The sequence below is a fragment of the Inmirania thermothiophila genome (assembly GCF_003751635.1).
In the GTDB taxonomy this organism is placed as follows: Bacteria; Pseudomonadota; Gammaproteobacteria; order DSM-100275; family DSM-100275; genus Inmirania; species Inmirania thermothiophila.
On the sequence record NZ_RJVI01000002.1, the window covers coordinates 296,968 to 316,307 of the forward strand.

General features: G+C 76.1%; 20 protein-coding genes. 18 read left to right on the forward strand and 2 right to left on the reverse strand.

All coding sequences use genetic code 11. From position 1 onward, the window contains the following. Positions 1-27: 27 nt before the first annotated feature. The 12 genes from EDC57_RS07110 (at position 28) to EDC57_RS07165 (ending at position 12,525) form a co-directional block, all read left to right on the forward strand. Complete coding sequence (locus EDC57_RS07110; RefSeq protein ID WP_123401196.1) at positions 28-984, forward strand: acetyl-CoA carboxylase carboxyltransferase subunit alpha; 957 nt, start codon at positions 28-30, stop codon at positions 982-984. Positions 985-1,015: 31 nt separating this feature from the next. Next, complete coding sequence (gene tilS, locus EDC57_RS07115; protein WP_245995170.1) at positions 1,016-2,374, forward strand: tRNA lysidine(34) synthetase TilS; 1,359 nt, start codon at positions 1,016-1,018, stop codon at positions 2,372-2,374. 39 nt (positions 2,375-2,413) lie between these two features. Continuing rightward, positions 2,414-4,063, forward strand: coding sequence for a CTP synthase (locus EDC57_RS07120; RefSeq protein ID WP_123401197.1), 1,650 nt, complete (start codon positions 2,414-2,416; stop codon positions 4,061-4,063). Continuing rightward, positions 4,060-4,893: a 3-deoxy-8-phosphooctulonate synthase gene (gene kdsA, locus EDC57_RS07125; RefSeq protein WP_123401198.1), complete on the forward strand. Its 834-nt coding sequence runs from the start codon at positions 4,060-4,062 to the stop codon at positions 4,891-4,893. Before EDC57_RS07120 ends, kdsA begins: the two co-directional genes overlap by 4 nt. 38 nt (positions 4,894-4,931) lie before the next feature. Further along, positions 4,932-6,218 carry a phosphopyruvate hydratase gene (gene eno / locus EDC57_RS07130; protein WP_123401199.1) on the forward strand — a complete coding sequence of 429 codons (1,287 nt, stop codon included), beginning with the start codon at positions 4,932-4,934 and terminating at the stop codon, positions 6,216-6,218. 6 nt (positions 6,219-6,224) lie between these two features. Continuing rightward, positions 6,225-6,515, forward strand: a complete 291-nt coding sequence (gene ftsB / locus EDC57_RS07135) for a cell division protein FtsB (RefSeq protein ID WP_123401200.1) — start codon at positions 6,225-6,227, stop codon at positions 6,513-6,515. After that, on the forward strand, positions 6,505-7,206 hold the full coding sequence (ispD, locus tag EDC57_RS07140) for a 2-C-methyl-D-erythritol 4-phosphate cytidylyltransferase (protein WP_123401201.1): 702 nt from the start codon (positions 6,505-6,507) through the stop codon (positions 7,204-7,206). Before ftsB ends, ispD begins: the two co-directional genes overlap by 11 nt. Further along, a complete protein-coding gene (ispF, locus tag EDC57_RS07145; protein ID WP_123401202.1) occupies positions 7,203-7,685 on the forward strand; it encodes a 2-C-methyl-D-erythritol 2,4-cyclodiphosphate synthase in 483 nt (160 codons plus the stop codon). Before ispD ends, ispF begins: the two co-directional genes overlap by 4 nt. Positions 7,686-7,692: 7 nt before the next feature. After that, complete coding sequence (gene truD, locus EDC57_RS07150; protein WP_245995171.1) at positions 7,693-8,748, forward strand: tRNA pseudouridine(13) synthase TruD; 1,056 nt, start codon at positions 7,693-7,695, stop codon at positions 8,746-8,748. 78 nt (positions 8,749-8,826) lie between these two features. Beyond that, positions 8,827-9,489, forward strand: coding sequence for a response regulator (locus EDC57_RS07155; protein WP_123401203.1), 663 nt, complete (start codon positions 8,827-8,829; stop codon positions 9,487-9,489). Further along, entirely contained in the window at positions 9,486-10,904 is a 1,419-nt protein-coding gene (locus EDC57_RS07160) for a sensor histidine kinase (RefSeq protein ID WP_123401204.1), read from the forward strand. Before EDC57_RS07155 ends, EDC57_RS07160 begins: the two co-directional genes overlap by 4 nt. A 25-nt stretch (positions 10,905-10,929) precedes the next feature. After that, entirely contained in the window at positions 10,930-12,525 is a 1,596-nt protein-coding gene (locus tag EDC57_RS07165) for a RuBisCO large subunit C-terminal-like domain-containing protein (RefSeq protein WP_123401205.1), read from the forward strand. Here the strand turns inward: EDC57_RS07165 and EDC57_RS07170 are convergent. Then, complete coding sequence (locus EDC57_RS07170; protein WP_123401206.1) at positions 12,501-13,031, reverse strand: Smr/MutS family protein; 531 nt, start codon at positions 13,029-13,031, stop codon at positions 12,501-12,503. The two genes, EDC57_RS07165 and EDC57_RS07170, sit on opposite strands and share 25 nt — an antisense overlap. An 89-nt stretch (positions 13,032-13,120) precedes the next feature. Here EDC57_RS07170 and surE point away from each other — a divergent pair, with 89 nt between their 5' ends. From surE to EDC57_RS07200, 6 genes are read left to right on the forward strand one after another with little or no spacing between them, the layout of a single operon-like run. Continuing rightward, the gene (gene surE, locus EDC57_RS07175) at positions 13,121-13,873 is read left to right on the forward strand and encodes a 5'/3'-nucleotidase SurE (RefSeq protein ID WP_123401207.1); all 753 of its coding nucleotides are present in this window, start codon (positions 13,121-13,123) and stop codon (positions 13,871-13,873) included. Beyond that, on the forward strand, positions 13,873-14,541 hold the full coding sequence (locus EDC57_RS07180; RefSeq protein ID WP_123401208.1) for a protein-L-isoaspartate(D-aspartate) O-methyltransferase: 669 nt from the start codon (positions 13,873-13,875) through the stop codon (positions 14,539-14,541). Before surE ends, EDC57_RS07180 begins: the two co-directional genes overlap by 1 nt. A 2-nt stretch (positions 14,542-14,543) precedes the next feature. After that, entirely contained in the window at positions 14,544-15,125 is a 582-nt protein-coding gene (locus EDC57_RS07185) for a YqaA family protein (protein WP_123401209.1), read from the forward strand. Beyond that, positions 15,122-15,889 (forward strand): peptidoglycan DD-metalloendopeptidase family protein, encoded by a 768-nt coding sequence (locus EDC57_RS07190; RefSeq protein ID WP_211331921.1) that lies wholly within the window; start codon positions 15,122-15,124, stop codon positions 15,887-15,889. Before EDC57_RS07185 ends, EDC57_RS07190 begins: the two co-directional genes overlap by 4 nt. A 41-nt stretch (positions 15,890-15,930) precedes the next feature. Further along, a complete protein-coding gene (gene rpoS, locus EDC57_RS07195) occupies positions 15,931-16,905 on the forward strand; it encodes an RNA polymerase sigma factor RpoS (RefSeq protein WP_123401211.1) in 975 nt (324 codons plus the stop codon). Beyond that, positions 16,902-18,074: a pyridoxal phosphate-dependent aminotransferase gene (locus EDC57_RS07200; protein ID WP_425454797.1), complete on the forward strand. Its 1,173-nt coding sequence runs from the start codon at positions 16,902-16,904 to the stop codon at positions 18,072-18,074. The genes rpoS and EDC57_RS07200 overlap by 4 nt, the downstream gene beginning before the upstream one ends. On the opposite strand, the gene EDC57_RS07205 is transcribed toward EDC57_RS07200, so the two are convergent. After that, positions 18,065-19,336, reverse strand: coding sequence for an FGGY-family carbohydrate kinase (locus EDC57_RS07205; RefSeq protein WP_123401212.1), 1,272 nt, complete (start codon positions 19,334-19,336; stop codon positions 18,065-18,067). The two genes, EDC57_RS07200 and EDC57_RS07205, sit on opposite strands and share 10 nt — an antisense overlap. Between the last annotated feature and the right edge of the window lie 4 nt (positions 19,337-19,340).

The window sequence follows — 19,340 nt, forward strand, 5'->3', positions numbered from 1 at the left end:
CCCTCGCAACCGCGGCGGACCGGCGCGATGACCCGCAACTTCCTGGACTTCGAACAGCCCATCGCCGAGCTCGAGGCCAAGATCGAGGAGCTGCGCTACGTCGGCAGCGACGCCGAGCTCAACATCAGCGACGAGATCGCGCGCCTCGAGGCCAAGAGCCGCAGCCTCACCGAGTCCATCTTCTCCTCGCTCACCCCGTGGCAGGTGGCGCAGGTGGCGCGGCACCCGGACCGCCCCTACACCCTCGACTACGTGGCGCGCATCTTCACCGACTTCCAGGAGCTGCACGGCGACCGCGCCTTCGCCGACGACCCCGCCATCGTCGGGGGGCTGGCCCGCCTGGAGGGCCGGCCGGTGCTGGTCCTCGGCCACCAGAAGGGGCGCGACACCAAGGAGAAGCTGCGCCGCAACTTCGGCATGCCGCGTCCCGAGGGCTACCGCAAGGCGCGCCGGCTCATGGGCCTGGCGGAGAAGTTCGGCCTGCCGGTGCTCACCTTCATCGACACCCCCGGGGCCTATCCCGGGATCGACGCCGAGGAGCGCGGCCAGAGCGAGGCCATCGCCGGCAACCTGATGCGGATGGCCGGGCTGCGCGTGCCCATCCTCTGCACCGTCATCGGCGAGGGCGGCTCCGGGGGGGCGCTGGCCATCGGCGTCGGCGACCGCCTCCTCATGCTCCAGTACGCCACCTATTCGGTCATCTCCCCCGAGGGCTGCGCCTCCATCCTCTGGCGCAGCGCCGAGAAGGCGCCGGAGGCGGCCGAGGCGATGGGGATCACGGCCGCGCGCCTGCACGCCCTCGGGCTCGTCGACGAGGTGGTCCCCGAGCCCCTCGGCGGCGCCCACCGCGACCCCGACGCCATGGCGGCGACCCTCAAGGCGCGCCTGGTGGAGGCCCTCGAGGCGCTCTGCGCCGAGCCCGTGGACGCCCTCGTGGAGGCGCGCTACCGCCGCCTGCGCGCCATCGGCCGCTTCCGCGAGTAGCGCCGGGCCCCGGCGCGGCAGGGGCAGCCACGTGAGGGCCTTCTCCCCGCCCGCCCTCGCCGCCGTGCTGGAGGGCCTGCCCGGCGACGGCCGGCTCTGGATCGCCTTCAGCGGCGGCCTCGACTCCACCGTGCTGCTGCATGCGGCGGCGCGGCTGCGCCCGCGCCGCGGGCTGGCGGCGGTCCACGTCCACCACGGTCTGCGGCCCGAGGCCGAGCGCTGGGCGGCGCACTGCGCCGCGCGCTGCGGGGCGCTCGGCGTCCCCTTCGAGCTGCTGCGGGTGGCGGTGCAGGGGCGGGCGGGCGGCGTCGAGGCCGCCGCGCGCAGGGCGCGGCGGGCGGCGCTGGCGGCTCGGCTCGGCCCGGGCGAGGTGCTGCTCACCGCCCACCATGCCGACGACCAGCTGGAGACGGTGCTGATGCAGCTGCTGCGCGGGGCGGGGGTGCGGGGGCTTGCGGCGATGGCGCCGCTCGCCCCCCTCGGCGCGGGCTGGCAGGCGCGGCCGCTGCTGGCGTGGAGTCGGGCCGAGCTTGCGGCGTGGGCGGAGGCGGAGGGGCTGAGCTGGGTCGCCGACCCCATGAACGAGGATGCGCGCTTCGACCGCGCCTGGCTGCGCCGACACCTGCTGCCGGTGCTCGCCGGGCGCTGGCCGCGGGCGGCGCAGGCCGCGGTGCGAAGCGCCGGGCGGTGCGCGCGGGCGCTCTCGCTCCTGGATGCGCTCGCCGACCTGGACGGGGCGGAGGCTTACCGGGGGCGGCCGCTTCCGGTGTCGCGCCTGGCCGCGCTGCCCCCTGCGCGGGGCGCCAACCTGCTGCGGCGCTGGCTCGGCGATCTCGGTCTGCGCCCCCCCGACGAGGCGCGCCTGGAGGCGGCCCTGGCCGCCCTCTGCGGGGCGGCGCGGGACCGGCTGCCCGAGCTTCGCTGGGCCGGCGGCGAGCTTCGCCGCTGGCGCGACGCCCTGTACGCGGGTCCGGCGCTTTCGCCGCCGCCGCGCCGTCCGCTGTCCTGGGACGGGCGGGGGACGCTGACGCTGCCGGCCGGGTGCGGCCGGCTGCGCCTCGTGCCGGCGGCGGTGGGGATCGATCCGGCGCGGCTCGCGGGGGGGCTCGAGGTGCGCTGGCGCGTGGGCGGCGAGCGGCTGCGGCCGGCCGGCGCGGGGCGGCGGCGCAGCCTCAAGGCGCTGCTGCAGGAGGCGGGGGTGCCGCCATGGGTGCGGGCGCGGGCGCCGCTGCTCTATGCCGCAGGGGGGCTGGTGGCGGTGGGCGGCTGGTGGACGGCGGCCGAGGCCACGGCGGCGGGGGGCCTTGCGCCGGTGTGGGAGGCGCCGCGGCTTGCGGCCTGGAGCGGGTGCGCGCCGTTGTTCGCCCCCGGGGGCTCTGGTACCCTTTAGCGCCGTCGCGGCTGCGGCCGGCTTCCCGCGCTTCTCCCAATGACCAAGTTCATCTTCATCACCGGCGGCGTCGTCTCCTCGCTGGGCAAGGGCATCGCGGCGGCCTCCCTGGGCGCCATCCTCGAGGCCCGGGGGCTCAAGGTGAGCCTGTCCAAGCTGGATCCCTACATCAACGTCGATCCGGGCACCATGAGCCCGTTCCAGCACGGCGAGGTCTTCGTCACCGAGGACGGCGCCGAGACCGACCTCGATCTCGGCCACTACGAGCGCTTCGTGCGCATCACCACGAGCAAGCGCAACAACTACACCACCGGCCAGATCTACGAGCGCGTCATCCGCAAGGAGCGGCGCGGCGACTACCTGGGCGGCACGGTGCAGGTGATCCCGCACATCACCGACGAGATCAAGGAGTGCATCTGGCTGGGGGCGGGCGATGCCGACGTCGCCCTCGTGGAGATCGGCGGCACCGTGGGCGACATCGAGTCGCTGCCTTTCCTCGAGGCGATCCGGCAGATGGGGGTGGAGCTCGGGCACGAGCGGGCGATCTTCATCCACCTCACGCTGCTGCCGTACGTCGCCACCGCGGGGGAGATCAAGACCAAGCCGACGCAGCACTCGGTCAAGGAGCTGCGCTCCATCGGCATCCAGCCCGACATCCTCCTGTGCCGGGCCGACCGCGCGCTGCCGGCGGAGGAGCGGCGCAAGATCGCGCTCTTCACCAACGTCGAGGAGCGCGCCGTCATCTCCGCCCGCGACGTGGACAACATCTACAAGATCCCGCGCCTGCTCCACGAGCAGGGCCTCGACCGCATCGTCTGCGAGAAGCTGCGCATCGACGCCCCCGAGGCGGACCTGTCCGAGTGGGACCGGGTGGTGGAGGCCATGGAGCACCCGGAGGGCACCGTCCAGGTGGCCCTGGTGGGCAAGTACGTGGAGCTGGTGGATTCCTACAAGTCCCTCAACGAGGCCCTCGTGCACGCCGGCATCCACACCCGCACCCGGGTGGACATCCGCTACGTCGACTCCGAGCGGCTCGAGACGGAGGGCACGGGGCTGCTCGCCGGCGCCGACGCCATCCTCGTCCCCGGCGGCTTCGGCGAGCGCGGGGTCGAGGGCAAGATCGCCGCCGCCCGCTATGCGCGCGAGAACGGCATCCCCTATCTCGGCATCTGCCTCGGCATGCAGGTGGCGGTGATCGAGTTCGCACGCCACGTGGCGGGCCTCGCCGGGGCCCACAGCACGGAGTTCGATCCGGCCTGCGAGCACCCGGTCATCGCCCTCATCACGGAGTGGCAGAACCGCGACGGGCGGCTCGAGCGGCGCGACAAGGACTCCGACCTCGGCGGCACCATGCGCCTGGGCGGCCAGCCCTGCCGCCTGGTGCCGGGGACCCTGGCCCACGACCTCTACGGGCGCGACGTCATCGTCGAGCGCCACCGCCACCGCTACGAGTTCAACAACAACTACCTCGAGCGCCTGCAGGGGGCGGGGCTGGTGGTGTCCGGACGCTCCCACGACGGGCGCCTGGTGGAGGTGGTGGAGCTGCCGGATCACCCGTGGTTCCTGGCCTGCCAGTTCCACCCCGAGTTCACCTCCACCCCGCGCGACGGCCACCCGCTCTTCGCCGGCTTCATCCGCGCCGCGCGGATGCACCGCGAGCGCGAGCTGCCGGGGGCGGCGAGCGCATGAGGCTGTGCGGGTTCGAGGTCGGACCCGGCGCCCCCCTGCTCCTGATCGCCGGCCCCTGCGTCATCGAGAGCGAGGCGTTGGTGCTGGAGGTGGCCGAGCGGCTGCGCGGGATCACCGCCCGCCTGGGCGTCCCGTTCGTCTTCAAGGCCTCCTTCGACAAGGCCAACCGCAGCTCCCACGAGAGCTTCCGCGGCCCGGGGCTGGAGCGGGGGCTGGCGGCGCTGGAGCGGGTGCGGCGGGAGGTGGGCGTGCCGGTGCTCACCGACGTCCACGAGCACACGCCCCTGGCCGAGGTGGCGGCGGTGGTGGACGTGCTGCAGACGCCGGCCTTCCTCTGCCGCCAGACCGACTTCATCCAGGCGGTGGCCCGCCAGGGGCGCCCCGTCAACCTCAAGAAGGGCCAGTTCCTCTCCCCCTGGGAGATGGTCCACGTGGTGGCCAAGGCGCGCGCTGCGGGCAACGACGCCCTCCTCGTGTGCGAGCGCGGCTACAGCTTCGGCTACCAGAACCTGGTGGCGGACATGCGCTCGCTGGCGGTGCTGCGCACCACCGGCTGCCCGGTGGTCTTCGACGCCACCCACTCGGTGCAGCAGCCGGGCGGGCTCGGGGGGCGCTCCGGAGGCGACCGCCGCTTCGTGCCGGTGCTGGCGCGGGCGGCGGTGGCGGCCGGCGCCGACGGCATCTTCATGGAGACCCACCCGGATCCGGACCGGGCCCTCAGCGACGGGCCCAACTCCTGGCCCCTGGACCGGGTGGAGGCCCTGCTGGAGACCCTCGTGGCCCTGCGGGGCTGCGTCCGAGGGCTGCCGCAGGATCTCGACAGACCATGAGAAAGGCAACGTAACATCCCGGAAGGAAAGGAACGTTCATGTCGGAGATCGTCGACCTCAAGGCCCTGGAGATCCTCGATTCGCGCGGCAACCCCACGGTGGCGGTGGAGGCGCACCTGGCCTCGGGGGCGCGGGGCTGGGCCGCGGTGCCATCCGGGGCGTCCACCGGCACGCGGGAGGCGGTGGAGCTGCGCGACGGCGACGCCCGCTACGGCGGCAAGGGGGTGCGCCGGGCGGTGGCCCATGTCGAGGGGGAGATCCTCGCCGCGGTGCGGGGCATGGAGGCCGCGGAGCAGGAGGCCCTGGACCGGCGCCTGATCGAGCTCGACGGCACCCCCAACAAGGCCCGCCTCGGCGCCAACGCCATCCTCGGGGTGTCGCTGGCGGTGGCCAGGGCGGCCGCGGCCGAGGCCGGCGAGCCCCTCTACCGCCGGCTCGGGGGCGGCGCCGAGGCCTTCACCATGCCGGTGCCGATGATGAACGTCCTCAACGGCGGCGCCCACGCCGACAACAGCGTCGACGTGCAGGAGTTCATGATCCTGCCCACGGGCGCGCCGGACATGGCCGAGGCGATCCGCTACGGGGCCGAGATCTTCCACGCCCTCAAGGCGGTGCTGCGTGGGCGCGGGCTCGCCACCGGGGTGGGCGACGAGGGGGGCTTCGCCCCCGACCTGCCCTCCAACGAGGCGGCGCTGGAGGTCCTCATGGAGGCCATCGGGCGCGCCGGCTTCACCGCCGGGCGCGACATCCACCTGGGCCTCGATGTGGCCGCCAGCGAGCTGCGCGAGGGCGGGCGCTACCGCCTCGCCTCCGAGGGACGCGAGCTCGACGCCGGCGGCATGATCGATCTGCTCGCGGCGTGGGTCGAGCGCTACCCCATCGTCACCATCGAGGACGGCCTCGCCGAGGACGACTGGGCCGGCTGGCAGGAGCTGACGCGCCGTCTCGGCGGGCGGGTCCAGCTCGTGGGCGACGACGTCTTCGTCACCAACCCGGCCATCCTCCGGCGCGGCATCGACGAGGGCGTAGCCAACGCGATCCTGATCAAGCTCAACCAGATCGGCACCCTGACCGAGACCCTGGAGGCGATCCGCCTCGCCACCGAGGCCGGCTACGCCAGCATCGTCTCGCACCGCTCCGGCGAGACCGAGGACACCACCATCGCCGATCTCGCGGTGGGCTCGGCCGCGACCCAGATCAAGACCGGGTCGCTCTGCCGCACCGACCGCGTCGCCAAGTACAACCGGCTCCTCGCCATCGCCCGCGAGCTGGGGGATGCGGGCCGCTACCCGGGGCTTGCCGCCTTCCCGCGCGCGGAGGGCTGAGCGCGGGTGCGCTGGCTGCTGCTCCTCCTCGCCGTCCTGCTGGCGGTGCTGCAGTACCGCCTGTGGCTGGGGGAGGGCGGGCTGCGCAGCGTGGCCGCGCTGCAGCGGGCGATCGCCGCGCAGGCGGAGGAGAACGCGCGCCTGGCCGAGCGCAACCGCCGCCTCGCCGCCGAGGTCATGGATCTCAAGGAGGGGGTGGAGGCGATCGAGGAGCGGGCGCGCAGCGAGCTGGGCATGATCGGGCCCGGCGAGACCTTCTTCCAGGTGGTGGCGCCGGAGGCGGAGGATGGCCGCTGAGCGGCTGTGGGTGGTGGTGCCGGCGGCGGGGCGCGGCACCCGCATGGGGGCGGACCGGCCCAAGCAGTACCTGCGCCTGGCGGGGCGGCCCGTGCTCGAGCACGCGCTGCATCGGGCCTGCGCCCACCCGGCGGCGGCGGGCGCGGTGGTGGCGCTGGCCGCGGACGACGGCGGCTGGGGCGAGGTGCGGCCGCCGGAGGGGGTCGCGGTGGCCACCGTGACCGGCGGTGCCGAGCGCTGCGATTCCGTGCGGGCGGCGCTCGCCGCCCTCGCGGGACGGGCCCGGGCGGAGGACCTCGTGGCGGTGCACGACGCGGCGCGCCCGTGCCTGCCGCGGCGGGACCTGGAGGCGGTGGTGGCGGCGGCCGCCGCCGACGCGGACGGCGCGCTGCTCGCGCTGCCGGTGGGCGACACCCTCAAGCGCGAGGCCGAGGGCCGGGTCGCGGAGACGGTGCCGCGGGAGGGGCTGTGGCGCGCGCTCACGCCGCAGGTCTTCCGCTACGGGCTCCTGCGCGAGGCCCTCGAGGGCGCCGCCGGGGCGCCGGTCACCGACGAGGCGGCGGCGGTGGAGCGGCTCGGGCGGCGGCCGCGGCTGGTGGCGGGCAGCCCCCTCAATCTCAAGATCACCCATCCGGGCGACCTGGCGCTGGCGGCGGCGGCCCTGCGCCTGCTGGAGGAGGAGGGGGCATGATCCCGCGCATCGGCCACGGCTTCGACGTCCACCGCTTCGGGCCCGGCGACGGCGTGGTGCTGGGCGGCGTGCGCATCCCGCACACCCACGGGCTCATCGCCCACTCCGACGGCGACGTCGTCATCCACGCCCTCTGCGACGCCCTCCTCGGGGCCGCCGCCCTCGGCGACATCGGCCGCCACTTCCCCGACCGCGATCCGGCGTGGGCGGGGGCCGACAGCCGCGTGCTCCTGCGCGAGGTGGTGGCGAGGGTGGCGGCGGCGGGGCTGAGGCCCGGCAACGCCGACGTCACCGTCATCGCCCAGGCCCCGCGGCTCGCCCCCCACGTCGAGGTCATGCGCGCCCGCCTCGCCGCCGACCTCGGCGTCGAGGTGGGGGCGGTGAGCATCAAGGCCACCACCTCCGAGGGGCTCGGTGCCGTGGGCCGCGGGGAGGGCATCGCCGCCCACGCCGTGGTCCTGCTCCTGCCCCGTGGCTGAGGAGGGCGTGGCGCCGGGCGCCGTGGGGGATCCCCTGGCGGCGATCCCTTTCGCCCACGGGGGGCCGGTGGGGCGCGGGCGGCTGCGGGTGCGGCCCGAGGACTTCGTGGTCGAGGAGGTCCTGCGCTTCGCCCCAGAAGGCCGCGGCGAGCACGTCTACCTGCAGGTGGAGAAGGTGGATGCGGACACCGCGTGGGTGGCGCAGCGGCTCGCGCGGGCCGCCGGCATGGGCGCGGCGCGGGTGGCCTGGGCCGGCCTCAAGGACCGCCGCGCCGTCGCCCGCCAGTGGTTCTCCGTCCACCTGCCGCGTGCGCTGCCGGTGGACTGGGAACGGCACGCCGAGGGCCGTTTCCGCGTCCTCGCCGAGACCCGGCACCGGCGCGCGCTGCGCCGGGGCGGGCTCGCCGGCAACCGCTTCCGCCTCGTGGTGCGGGAGCTGAGCGCCGATCCGCGGGCGCTCGCCGCGCGTCTCGGGCGCATCGCCGAGGCGGGGGTGCCGAACCTCTTCGGGCCGCAGCGCTTCGGGCAGGGGGGGAGCAACCTGGAGGCCGCCGCGGTCTGGTTCGGCGGCGGCCCCGCCCCCACCGGGCGCTTCCGGCGCGGCATGGTGCTCTCGGCCGCCCGCGCCCACCTCTTCAACCGGGTGGCGGCGGCGCGCATCGCCGACGGCTCCTGGGCGCGGCTGCTGCCGGGGGAGGCGGTGGCGCTCGCCGGCTCGCGCTCGGTCTTCGCCGCGCCGCAGGCGGACGAGGCCCTGGCGCGGCGCTGCCGGCGCGGCGACCTCCACCCGAGCGGCCCCCTCTGGGGTGCCGGGCCGTCGCTGGCCTGCGGCGCCTGCGCCGCCCTCGAGGCGGCGGTGCTGGCGCCGTGGGCGGCCTGGTGCCGGGGCCTCGAGGCGGCAGGGCTCGCCCACGAGCGGCGGGCGCTGCGGGTGCTGCCACAGGGGCTGCGCTGGCGCCTGGAGGGCGACGCGCTGGTGCTGCGCTTCGCCCTGCCGTCCGGGGCCTATGCCACCGCCCTGGTACGCGAGCTGCTGGCATGCCCGCAGGACGCATGTGGTTAACGTGGCATTAACCCCGCATGGGCTACGCTTCGCGCTGGAGGCCCGGCGGCGAGGAGGCGGGGCAGAGGGAACACGGCGATGCGGGTGCTGCTGGTGGAGGACGATCATCCGCTGGGGGAGGGCGTGGCCGAGGGGCTCCGCCTGCAGGGCTACGTGGTGGACTGGGTCACGGGCGGCCGCGAGGCGCGGGGCATGCTGGAGGCCGGCGGCTACGACGCCGTCGTCCTCGACCTCCTGCTGCCGCCGCCGGACGGGTGGACGCTGCTGCGGGAGATGCGCCGGCGCGGGGACGACACGCCGGTGCTGGTGCTGACGGCGTGCGACGCGGTGGAGGCGCGGGTGCGGGGGCTCGACGAGGGGGCCGACGACTACCTCGTCAAGCCCTTCGACCTCGACGAGCTGTGCGCGCGCCTGCGGGCGATCCGGCGGCGGCGGGCGGGGCAGGTGGGGGCGCTCCTGCGCCACGGGGAGATCGCGGTGGACACGGCGGCGCACCGGGTCTGGCGGGACGGCGAGCCGGTACCGCTCACCCCGCGGGAGTTCGAGATCCTGGTCCTGCTCCTGGAGCATCGCGGGCGCGTGCTCTCGCGCAGCCGGCTCGAGCGCAGCCTCTACGACGACGCCGACCGGATCGAGAGCAACGCCGTCGAGGTCCACATCCATCACCTGCGGCGCAAGCTCGGCAGCGGGCTCATCCGCACCGTGCGCGGCGTCGGCTACGTCATCGACGCGCCGGCATGAAGGGTTCGCTGCGGGCGCGGCTGCTGCTGCCCCTGCTCGGCGGCACGCTGCTGCTGTGGGGTGTCGGGGCTGCGTTCAGCTACTGGCGCGCCACCCGCGAGGTGGCGGCCTTCCACGACGCGCAACTGGCGCAGACGGCGCGGGTGCTGCTCTCGTTGAGTCACCACGAGCTGGGCGAGGAGCTCGCCTTCCAGTCCGGGGCGGCGCCGTCGCCGGACTCGCTCCTGGCGCACCCGCGCGTCCTCGACTTGCCCATGGTGCACGACTACGAGGCCCCCGTGGCCTTCCAGGTCTGGGTCCTCGGCGACCGTCTCGTGCTGCGCTCGCCCAACGCGCCGGCGGGCGCACGGCTGGCGGAGGTGGCCGGCTTCTCGGAGCGGGAGATCGGCGGCGCGCGCTGGCGCGTCTACGCGGTGGTCCATCCGGCGGGCGAGATCGAGGCCCAGGTGGCCGAGCGGCTGGACCTGCGCGGCGGCCTGGCGCGCCAGGTGGCCTGGGGCATGCTGGCGCCCAGCATTGTGCTGGTGCCGGTGCTGGGGCTCTTCATCTGGTGGTGGGTGGGGGTCGGGCTCCGCCCCCTCAGGGCGCTGCAGGGTCAGCTCGCCCGGCGTGCCCCGGACCGGCTCGATGCGCTGGAGCCCGAGGGCCTGCCGGCGGAGGTCCGGCCGCTGGTGGAGGCCCTCAACGCCCTGCTGGTGCGGCTGCGTCTGGCGCTCGAGCGCGAGCGGCGCTTCACCGCCGACGCGGCCCACGAGCTGCGCACGCCGCTGGCGGCGCTGCGCACGCAGGCGCAGGTGGCGATGCGGGCCCGGGAGGGCGGCGACCGCCAGCGTGCGCTGCGGCGGGTGGTGGAGGGGGTCGACCGCATGACCCACCTGGTGGGCCAGCTCCTGACCCTGGCGCGCATGGAGCCGGGGCAGACCGCGGGGGGCGGCCGCGCCGACCTCGCGCAGGTGGTGGAGGAGGTGACGGCGCAGCTCGCCCCGCTCGCCATCGCCCGCGGCATCGACCTCTCCTTGGAGGCGGTGCCGGCGCCGGTGGAGGCGGGCGAGGAGACCCTCGCCGTCCTCACCCGCAACCTCGTCGACAACGCCGTGCGGTACACGCCCGCGGGCGGGCGGGTGGCGGTGCGGGTGGCGGTGGCGGAGCGGGGGGCTGCGGTGCTCACGGTGGAGGACAGCGGCCCGGGGATCCCGCCGGAGGAGCGGCAGCGCGTCTTCGAGCGCTTCTACCGCCGGCCGGGCAGCGCCGGCGCGGGCTGCGGCCTGGGCCTTTCCATCGTGCGGCGCATCGCCGAGCTGCACGGCGCCCGCATCCGGCTCGAGGAGTCCCGCTATAATGGCCTGCGCGTCGAGGTCCGCTGGCCGGCACCGGAGCCGGCGCCGCCGGCGCGCGGGGTGGCGGACCACGCCTGAGATCCTGCATCTTCCGGGAAATCCGTTGTCGAGAGAGATCCTCGTCACCTACGAGCTCGCCGCCGGGGACGCGGAGGAGGCGGCGGCGCGGGCGGACGCCATCGCCCACGAGCAGACCGTGGAGCTCTCGCCGCGGGTGCTGGGGCGCTTCCCCGCGGCGCGCGGGATGGTGGGCGGCCGCGTCGACGGGCCGCATGCGGCGGGCCCGGGGCGCTGGCGGGTCACCGTCGCCTACCCGGCGGAGGTGGTGGGCTCGGATCCGCCCCAGCTCCTCAACCTCCTGTGGGGCAACGTCTCGCTCCTGGAGGGCGTGGTGCTGGCGGGGCTCGCGCTGCCGGAGGGGGTTCTGCGGGGGCTCGGCGGGCCCCGCTACGGCATCGAGGGGCTGCGCCAGCTCACCGGCGTGTACGGCCGCCCCCTCGCCGCCACCGCCCTCAAGCCCGTGGGGCTCGACGCGGTGTCGCTGGCGGCGATCGCCGAGGCCTTCGTGGAGGGCGGTGGCGACCTGGTCAAGGACGACCACGGCCTGGCCGACCAGGCCACGGCGCCCTTCGAGGAGCGCGTGGCGCGCTGCCAGGAGGCGGTGGAGCGGGCGGCGGCCCGCACCGGCCGGCGCGCCCTCTACCTTCCGGCCATCAACGCCGCGGGGACGCGCTTGGAGGCACAGCTGGAGTACGCGGTGCGGGCCGGGGTGCGCGGCGTCCTGGTCTCGCCCGCGATCCTGGGGCTCGAGCGCATGCGCTGGATCGCCGCCAGCTTCCCCCTCGTGGTCCTGGCCCATCCGGCCATGACCGGGGGCTGGCTGGCGCGGGCGGGGCACGGCATCGAGCACGGTCTCCTCCTCGGGACGCTGTTCCGGCTCTTCGGCGCCGATGCCGCCGTCTTCCCCGACGCCGGGGGGCGCTTCGGGTTCACGCCGGCCCAGTGCGAGCGCATCGCCGGGGCCCTGCGCGAGCCGCTGGGTCCGGTGCGTGCGGCGATGCCGGTGCCGGCCGGGGGCATGGCGCTGGAGGACGTGCCGGCGCTCGTGCGGCGCTACGGCGAGGACGCGATCCTGCTCATCGGCGGTGCGGTGCTGGGGAGCCCGGACGAGGTGCGCCGCAGCGCCGCCCGCTTCGCCGAGGCCCTGGGGGCGCAGGCGGCGGCGGGCGGCGCCCGGACCCCGTCACCGGCGCCTTCCCGCGGCGGTGCGGCGCCGGCGGGGGCGTTCCTCGCCCAGGAGGCGCCCTTCCGCTGGGCGGCGCGGCGCGCACGCCGCTACAAGGAGGACGGCCAGGGGCGCTTCCGCGACGTGCAGCGTTTCGAGCTCGTGGGCCAGCACGGCGAGTCCACCGCCTTCGAGCTGCGCTACTTCGAGATCGGTCCCGGTGGCTACACGACCCTGGAGGCGCACGTGCACGAGCATGCCATCATCGGCGCCCGCGGCCGGGGCCGGGTGCGCATCGGGGAGGAGGAGTTCGAGATCGGGCCCCACGACGTGGCCTACGTGGCCCCGCTGGGGGCGCACCAGCTGCGCAACGAGGGCGGCGAGCCCTTCGGCTTCTACTGCATCGTCGACCGCCGGCGGGACCGGCCGCGCCCGCTGGATCCCGCCGCTCAGCCGCCGCGCAGGAGGACGTAGAGGGCGCCGAGGCCGCCGTCGGCGGGCGGCGCCGAACAGAAGGCCAGGACCTCGTCGCGGCGGGCGAGCCAGCGCGGGACGGCGCGGCGAAGCACCGGCTCGCCGCCGGGCGAGCGCAGCCCCTTGCCGTGGATCACCCGCACGCAGCGCACGCCGCGTCCGAGCGAGCGGCGGAGGAAGGCGGCGAGGGCCTCGCGGGCCTCGTCCGCGCGCAGCCCGTGGAGGTCGATCTGGTCGCCCACGGCGTAGTGGCCGCGGCGCAGGCGGCGCAGGATGCGCCGGTCGAGCCCCGGCCGCAGGAAGACCACCTCCTCGCCGGTCTCCACCTCGAGGGCGAGGGGCGAGTGCGAGAGCGAGGCGCGCAGCACCGCCTCGCGCTCGGCGGCGCTCTGCAGGGCGCGCGGCGGCGGGCGCGGTCCGCGCACCTCCGCCCGCTCGGGGGTGAGGCGGCGGGCGCCGCGGACGGCGCGGCGGAACAGCGCACGGTCCTCGTCGTCGACGGGCATGGCGGCCCCCGGGATCTCGCGCCGCCAGTATAGCCCGGGGGCGGTGGCGCCTTCGGGTATAGTTACGCGGCAACGCTGCCGGAGGACCCATGCGCATCCTCGTGACCAACGACGACGGCTACCGCGCGCCCGGGCTGCAGGTGCTCGCCGATGCGCTGGCGACGCTCGGCGAGGTGACGGTGGTCGCCCCCGAGCGCAACCGCAGCGGCGCCAGCAACTCGCTCACCCTCGACCGTCCGTTGCGCGCGCACCGCGCCGACAACGGCTACATCTACGTGGACGGCACCCCCACCGACTGCGTCCATCTCGCCATCACGGGGCTGCTGGAGCGGGAGCCCGACATGGTGGTCTCGGGCATCAACGCCGGCGCCAACCTCGGCGACGACGTCCTCTACTCGGGGACGGTGGCGGCGGCGATGGAAGGGCGCTTCCTCGGCTACCCGGCGGTGGCGGTGTCGCTGGCCGCCCACGACCCGCAGCACTTCCCCACCGCGGCGCGGGTGGCACGGGCCATCGTCGAGCGGCTGCTGAGCGACCCCCTGCCGCCGGACACCATCCTCAACGTCAACGTCCCCGACCTGCCCATGGAGGCCGTGGCGGGGATCGAGGTCACCCGCCTCGGGCACCGCCACCGCGCCGAGCCGGTGGTGCGCACCACCGATCCCCGCGGGCGCCCCATCTACTGGATCGGGCCGGCGGGGCCGGAGGAGGACGCCGGCCCCGGCACCGACTTCCACGCCGTCGCCGCGGGGCGGGTGGCGCTGACGCCGATCCACGTCGACCTCACCCACCACGAGGCGCTGGGTCGGCTGCGGGCGTGGGCGGAGGCGCTGCGCCCGTGATGGACCTGCGGCTTCGGCGTGGTGTCGGCATGACCTCGCCGCGGGTGCGCGAGCGCATGGTGGAGCGGCTGCGCGCGGCGGGGATCCGGGCGCCGGCGGTGCTCGCGGCGATGCGCGAGGTGCCGCGCCATCTCTTCGTGGACGAGGCCCTCGCGAGCCGGGCCTACGAGGACACGGCCCTGCCCATCGGCTTCGGCCAGACCATCTCGCAGCCCTGGGTGGTGGCGCGGCTCGCGGAGGCGGTGCTGGAGGTGGTCGCGCGCCCGCAGCGGGTGCTCGAGATCGGCACCGGATCGGGCTACCAGGCGGCGGTGCTGGCGGCGGTCGCGGGGCAGGTCTTCTCGGTGGAGCGGATCGGCGCCCTGGCCGCCCGCGCCCGCCAGCGCCTGCGCGAGGCGGGGGTCGGCAACGTCGTCGTCCGCCACGGCGACGGCGCCCACGGCTGGCCCGACCGCGCCCCCTTCGACGCCATCGTGCTCACCGCGGCGCCCGAGGAGATCCCGCCGGCGCTGCCGGGCCAGCTCGCCGCCGCCGGCTGCATCGTCGGGCCGGTGGGGCCGCCGGGGGGCGGGCAGGTGCTGGTGCGGCTGCGGCGCGAGGGCGGCGGCTGGGTGCGCGAGGCCCTGGCCGAGGTCAGCTTCGTGCCCTTCCAGGCGGGGCGGGGCTGAGGATGCGCCCCTTCCGCCGGCTCTACGCCCGCGTCATGGCCTGGTCGCGCCACCCGCGCGCGCCGTGGCTGCTGGGGCTGCTGAGCTTCGCCGAATCGTCCTTCTTCCCGGTGCCGCCGGACGTGATGCTGGCGCCGATGGCGCTGGCGCGCCCGCAGCGGGCCTGGCGGCTTGCGGCGCTCACCACCGCGGCCTCGGTCGCCGGCGGGATCGCGGGCTACGCCATCGGTGCGCTCGCCTTCGACCTCGTGGCGCCGTGGCTCGAGCGGGCCGGCTACTGGGAGGCCTACCTGCAGGCGCGGACCTGGTTCGCGCGCCACGGCCTGTGGGTGATCCTGCTGGCCGGGTTCTCCCCCATCCCGTACAAGGTCTTCACCATCGCCGCGGGCGTGGCCGGGATGCCGCTGGTGCCCTTCGTCGCCGGCTCCGTCGCCGGTCGCGGCGGCCGCTTCTTCCTCGTCGCCGGCCTCATGCGCCTCGGCGGGGCGCGCATGGAGGCGGCGCTGCATCGCTGGGTCGACGGGCTGGGCTGGGGCATGGTGGCGGCGGCGGCGGTGCTCTGGCTGGTGCTGCGGGGGGGATGATGGGGCAGGCGGGCAGGGCGGCGGCCGCCGTGCTCGCCGCGATCCTGCTCGCGGCGTGCAGCCCCCGCGCCTGGCTCAACCACCCGCCGCCGGATCCCCCCGGCGTGCACGTGGTGCGCCGGGGAGAGACGCTCTACGCCATCGCCTGGCGGCACGGCCTCGACTACCGCCGCCTCGCGGCCTGGAACGGGATTGCGCCGCCCTACCGCATCCACCCGGGCCAGCGGATCCGGCTGCGGCCGCCGCAGGCCGCGACCGCGCGGGCCGGCGCGCCGAAAGCCACGGCTTCGCCCGGGCGGCGGCCGCCGGCGCCGAGGGCGCAGCCCACGCCCGAGGCGGAGCGGCCGGCGGTGCCGGCAGCGCGGGAGGCGCCGCCCGCCGCCGCCGGCCCCGCGGGGCGCCCGGTCTTTTCCTGGCCCACGGAGGGCCCGCTCCTTGCCGGCTTCCGGGACGGCGCCAAGCGGGGCATCGACATCGGCGGCAGGCCGGGTCAGCCGGTGCGCGCCGCGGCCGCCGGGCGGGTGGTCTACGCCGGAAGTGGACTCGTCGGATACGGCCGCCTTATCATCGTCAAGCACAATGCGGAATGGCTCAGCGCCTACGGCCACAACCGGCGGCTGTTGGTCAGGGAAGGGGAGCACGTGCGCGCTGGGCAGGTCATCGCCGAGCTCGGGGCGAGCGGGGCCGACCGGCCGAAGCTGCACTTCGAGATCCGCCGCTTCGGCGAGCCCGTCGATCCGCTGACCCTGCTGCCGCGGCGCTGACCGGGGAGGGGCCTCATCGGCGGCAATGGAGGAGTCGGAGCATGGCCGAGGAGCCCGAGATCGAGGCCGACGACGGGATCGAAGGAGAGGAGGAGGCGGCCAACGAGCCGCTTCCCGAGGACGAGGCGGAGGAGGAACCGGCGGCGCGGGGTGTGCCCCGGCGCTTCGCGCCCGGGGAGATGCGCTCCAGCGAGCTAGACGCCACCCGCATGTACCTCAGCGAGATCGGCGCCTCGCCGCTCCTGACCGCGGAGGAGGAGGTCTACTACGCGCGGCGGGCGCAGCGCGGCGACGAGGCCGCGCGCCGGCGGATGATCGAGAGCAACCTCCGCCTCGTGGTCAAGATCGCGCGCCGCTACATGAACCGCGGCCTGCCTCTGCTGGACCTCATCGAGGAGGGCAACCTCGGGCTGATCCGGGCGGTGGACAAGTTCGACCCGGAGCTCGGGTTCCGCTTCTCCACCTACGCCACGTGGTGGATCCGCCAGACCATCGAGCGCGCGATCATGAACCAGACGCGCACCATCCGGCTGCCGATCCACGTGGTCAAGGAGATCAACAGCTACCTGCGCGCGGCGCGCAAGCTGGCGCAGGAGCTGGATCACGAGCCCACCGCCGACGAGATCGCCGAGATGCTCGACCGCCCGGCCGAGGAGGTCAAGCGCATGCTGGGCCTCAACGAGCGCATCGCCTCGGTGGACACCCCCATCGGCCACGACGACGACAAGGTCCTGCTCGACGCGATCCCGGACGAGAGCAATCCCGACCCCGCCGACCAGCTCCAGGAGGCCGACCTCTACGCCTGCATCGAGCGCTGGCTCGCCGAGCTCAGCGACAAGCAGCGCGCGGTGGTGGAGCGCCGCTTCGGGCTGCACGGCCACGAGAAGGCGACCCTGGAGCAGGTGGGGGCGGAGATCGGCGTCACCCGCGAGCGGGTGCGCCAGATCCAGATGGACGCCCTGCGCAGGCTGCGCGAGATCCTGCGCCGGCAGGGGCTGTCGGAGGACAGCATCTGAACCGCGACCCGCTGCGCCTGGCCGCCCGTGCCGAGGCCATCGAGCCCTTCCGCGTCATGGACGTGCTGGCGCGCGCCCGGGCGCTGGAGGCGGCCGGCGCCGACGTCATCCACATGGAGGTGGGCGAGCCGGACTTCCCCACCCCGCGGCCCATCGTCGAGGCCGGGCGGCGGGCGCTCGCCGAGGGGCGCACCGGCTACACCCCGGCGCTGGGGATTCCGGAGCTGCGCGAGGCCATCGCCCGCCACTACCGGGAACGGCACGGCCTCGCCGTGGCGCCGCAGCGCATCGTCGTGACGCCCGGGGCCTCGGGCGCGCTGCTCCTGGTGCTGGCGGCGCTGCTCGGACGCGACGAGACCGTGGCCCTCGCCGATCCCGGCTATCCCTGCAACCGCCATTTCGCCCGCGCCGTGGAGGGGCGCGCGGTGGCGCTGCCGGGGGCGGCGGAGCACGGCTACCAGCCCACCGCCGCGGCCCTCGCCGCCCTCGATCCGCCGCCGCGCCTGGTCCTCGTGGCGAGCCCCGCCAACCCCACGGGGACGCTCATCGCGCCGGCGGAGCTCGCCGCCATCCATGCCTGGTGCCGCCGCACCGGGGCCGCCCTGGTGGTGGACGAGATCTACCACGGCCTCGTCTACGAGGGCGAGGCGCCCACCGCGCTCGCCCTCGGCGAGGACGTCCTCGTCATCAACAGCTTCTCCAAGTACTTCGGGATGACCGGCTGGCGCCTGGGCTGGCTGGTGGCCCCCGAGGGGCTGGTGCGCGCCCTCGAGCGGCTGGCCCAGAACCTCTTCATCGCCGCCCCCACCCCGGCCCAGCACGCCGCCCTCGCCGCCTTCACGCCCGCCACCCTCGAGATCGCCGAGGAGCGGCGGGCCGCCTTCCGCGCGCGGCGCGAGTTCCTGGTTCCGGCCCTGCGCGGGCTCGGCTTCTCGGTCCCGGTCACGCCGCAGGGCGCCTTCTACGTCTACGCCGACTCCCGGGCCTTCGACGACGACTGCGAGCGCCTGTGCCGGCGCCTGCTGGAGGAGGCCCACGTCGCCGTCACCCCCGGCACCGACTTCGGGCGCCACGAGGCCCGAGGCCACGTCCGCTTCGCCTACACCACCGGGATCGACCGCCTGGAGCGCGCCGTCGAGCGCATCCGGCGCCTCCTCGCTCAGGGCTGAGGGGGGCCGCCGAGGGCGAGCCGCGCCGCCCCCAGGGCCGGTTCGGCCTCGGGCACGGCGCTCACGGCAACGCCGAGGATGCGCCGCCGCATCCGCGTCCAGACCACGTTGGCGGCGCCGCCCCCGGTGGTGAGGACGCGGCGCGGGAAGGGCGCGCCGAGCTCGGCGAGGCGGCGGTAGCCTGCGGCCTCGATGCGGGCGATGCCCTCCAGCAGCCCGTGCAGGAAGCGGACGGGATCGGCGGGGCGGGGCGCGAGGCGCGGCGCCAGCGCGGGGTCGGCGACGGGAAAGCGCTCGCCCGGGCGGGCGAGCGGGTAGTAGTCGAGGCCGCTGTCGCGCTCGGGATCGATCTCGCGGCACAGGGCCTCGATGCGCGCCGGGGTGAACCAGCGGGCGAGGACCGCGCCGCCGGTGTTGGAGGCGCCGCCCGCGAGCCACAGCCGGCCCAGGGGATGGCTGTAGACGCCGTGGCGGGCGTCCGCCACCGGGCGCGCCGAGACCACCTTGACCACCAGGGTGGAGCCGAGGCTGGTGACGGCGTCCCCCGGGGCGCGGGCGCCGGCCGCGACCACCGCGGCGGTGCTGTCGGTGGTCCCGGCGACCACCACCAGGTCCGGGGGCAGGCCGAGCGCCGCGGCGGCGTCGGCGGCGATGGTGCCGAGGGGCGTCCCGGGCACCACCACGGCGGGCATCGCGGCGGGATCGAGTCCCAGCCCGGCGAGCCACGCCGGCCACCGCCCCGCGCCGGGGTCGTAGCCGGTCTTGAGGGCGTTGTTGGCGTCGGTGGGCGGCGGGCGGCCGAGGAGGCGGGCGTTGATCCAGTCCGCCTGGTGGAGGACGAGGGGGGCGCCGCGGCGGTGCAGGTGCAGCCACTTGGCGAGCCCCGAGGCGGCGCCGCGGGCGGGGCTTTCGGGCGGGGCCGCGGCGGCGATGCAGGCGGCCTCCTCGGCGCAGCGGGCGTCGTCGTAGAGGAGGGCGGGGCCGAGCGGGCACAGGGCCTCGTCGCAGGCGAGCACCGTGCCCGAGGTGGCCGCCACCGCGAGCCGGCGCGGCCGCGTCCCCGCCGGGAGCGTGCGGCGCAGCCGCGCCAGCGCCGCCGCGATCCCCCGCCACCACGCCCGCGGGTCCTGCTCGCTGGCGGTGCCGAGGCGCCGCGGCGGGGGCAGGGGCACGCCGGCGCGGGCGAGGAGCCGGCCCCGGGCGTCGACGGCACAGGCGCGCACCCCCGAGGTGCCGAGATCGAGGCCGAGGAAGGCCTCCATCGGG

Bases quoted from the DNA above. Each gene is read 5' to 3' on its own strand.
- EDC57_RS07110 (WP_123401196.1), top strand. From the start codon at position 28: ATGACCCGCAACTTCCTGGACTTCGAACAGCCCATCGCCGAGCTCGAG.
- EDC57_RS07120 (WP_123401197.1), top strand. From the start codon at position 2,414: ATGACCAAGTTCATCTTCATCACCGGCGGCGTCGTCTCCTCGCTGGGC.
- kdsA (WP_123401198.1), top strand. From the start codon at position 4,060: ATGAGGCTGTGCGGGTTCGAGGTCGGACCCGGCGCCCCCCTGCTCCTG.
- eno (WP_123401199.1), top strand. From the start codon at position 4,932: ATGTCGGAGATCGTCGACCTCAAGGCCCTGGAGATCCTCGATTCGCGC.
- ispD (WP_123401201.1), top strand. From the start codon at position 6,505: ATGGCCGCTGAGCGGCTGTGGGTGGTGGTGCCGGCGGCGGGGCGCGGC.
- ispF (WP_123401202.1), top strand. From the start codon at position 7,203: ATGATCCCGCGCATCGGCCACGGCTTCGACGTCCACCGCTTCGGGCCC.
- EDC57_RS07155 (WP_123401203.1), top strand. From the start codon at position 8,827: ATGCGGGTGCTGCTGGTGGAGGACGATCATCCGCTGGGGGAGGGCGTG.
- EDC57_RS07160 (WP_123401204.1), top strand. From the start codon at position 9,486: ATGAAGGGTTCGCTGCGGGCGCGGCTGCTGCTGCCCCTGCTCGGCGGC.
- EDC57_RS07170 (WP_123401206.1), bottom strand. From the start codon at position 13,031: ATGCCCGTCGACGACGAGGACCGTGCGCTGTTCCGCCGCGCCGTCCGC.
- surE (WP_123401207.1), top strand. From the start codon at position 13,121: ATGCGCATCCTCGTGACCAACGACGACGGCTACCGCGCGCCCGGGCTG.
- EDC57_RS07180 (WP_123401208.1), top strand. From the start codon at position 13,873: ATGGACCTGCGGCTTCGGCGTGGTGTCGGCATGACCTCGCCGCGGGTG.
- EDC57_RS07185 (WP_123401209.1), top strand. From the start codon at position 14,544: ATGCGCCCCTTCCGCCGGCTCTACGCCCGCGTCATGGCCTGGTCGCGC.
- EDC57_RS07190 (WP_211331921.1), top strand. From the start codon at position 15,122: ATGATGGGGCAGGCGGGCAGGGCGGCGGCCGCCGTGCTCGCCGCGATC.
- rpoS (WP_123401211.1), top strand. From the start codon at position 15,931: ATGGCCGAGGAGCCCGAGATCGAGGCCGACGACGGGATCGAAGGAGAG.
- EDC57_RS07205 (WP_123401212.1), bottom strand. From the start codon at position 19,336: ATGGAGGCCTTCCTCGGCCTCGATCTCGGCACCTCGGGGGTGCGCGCC.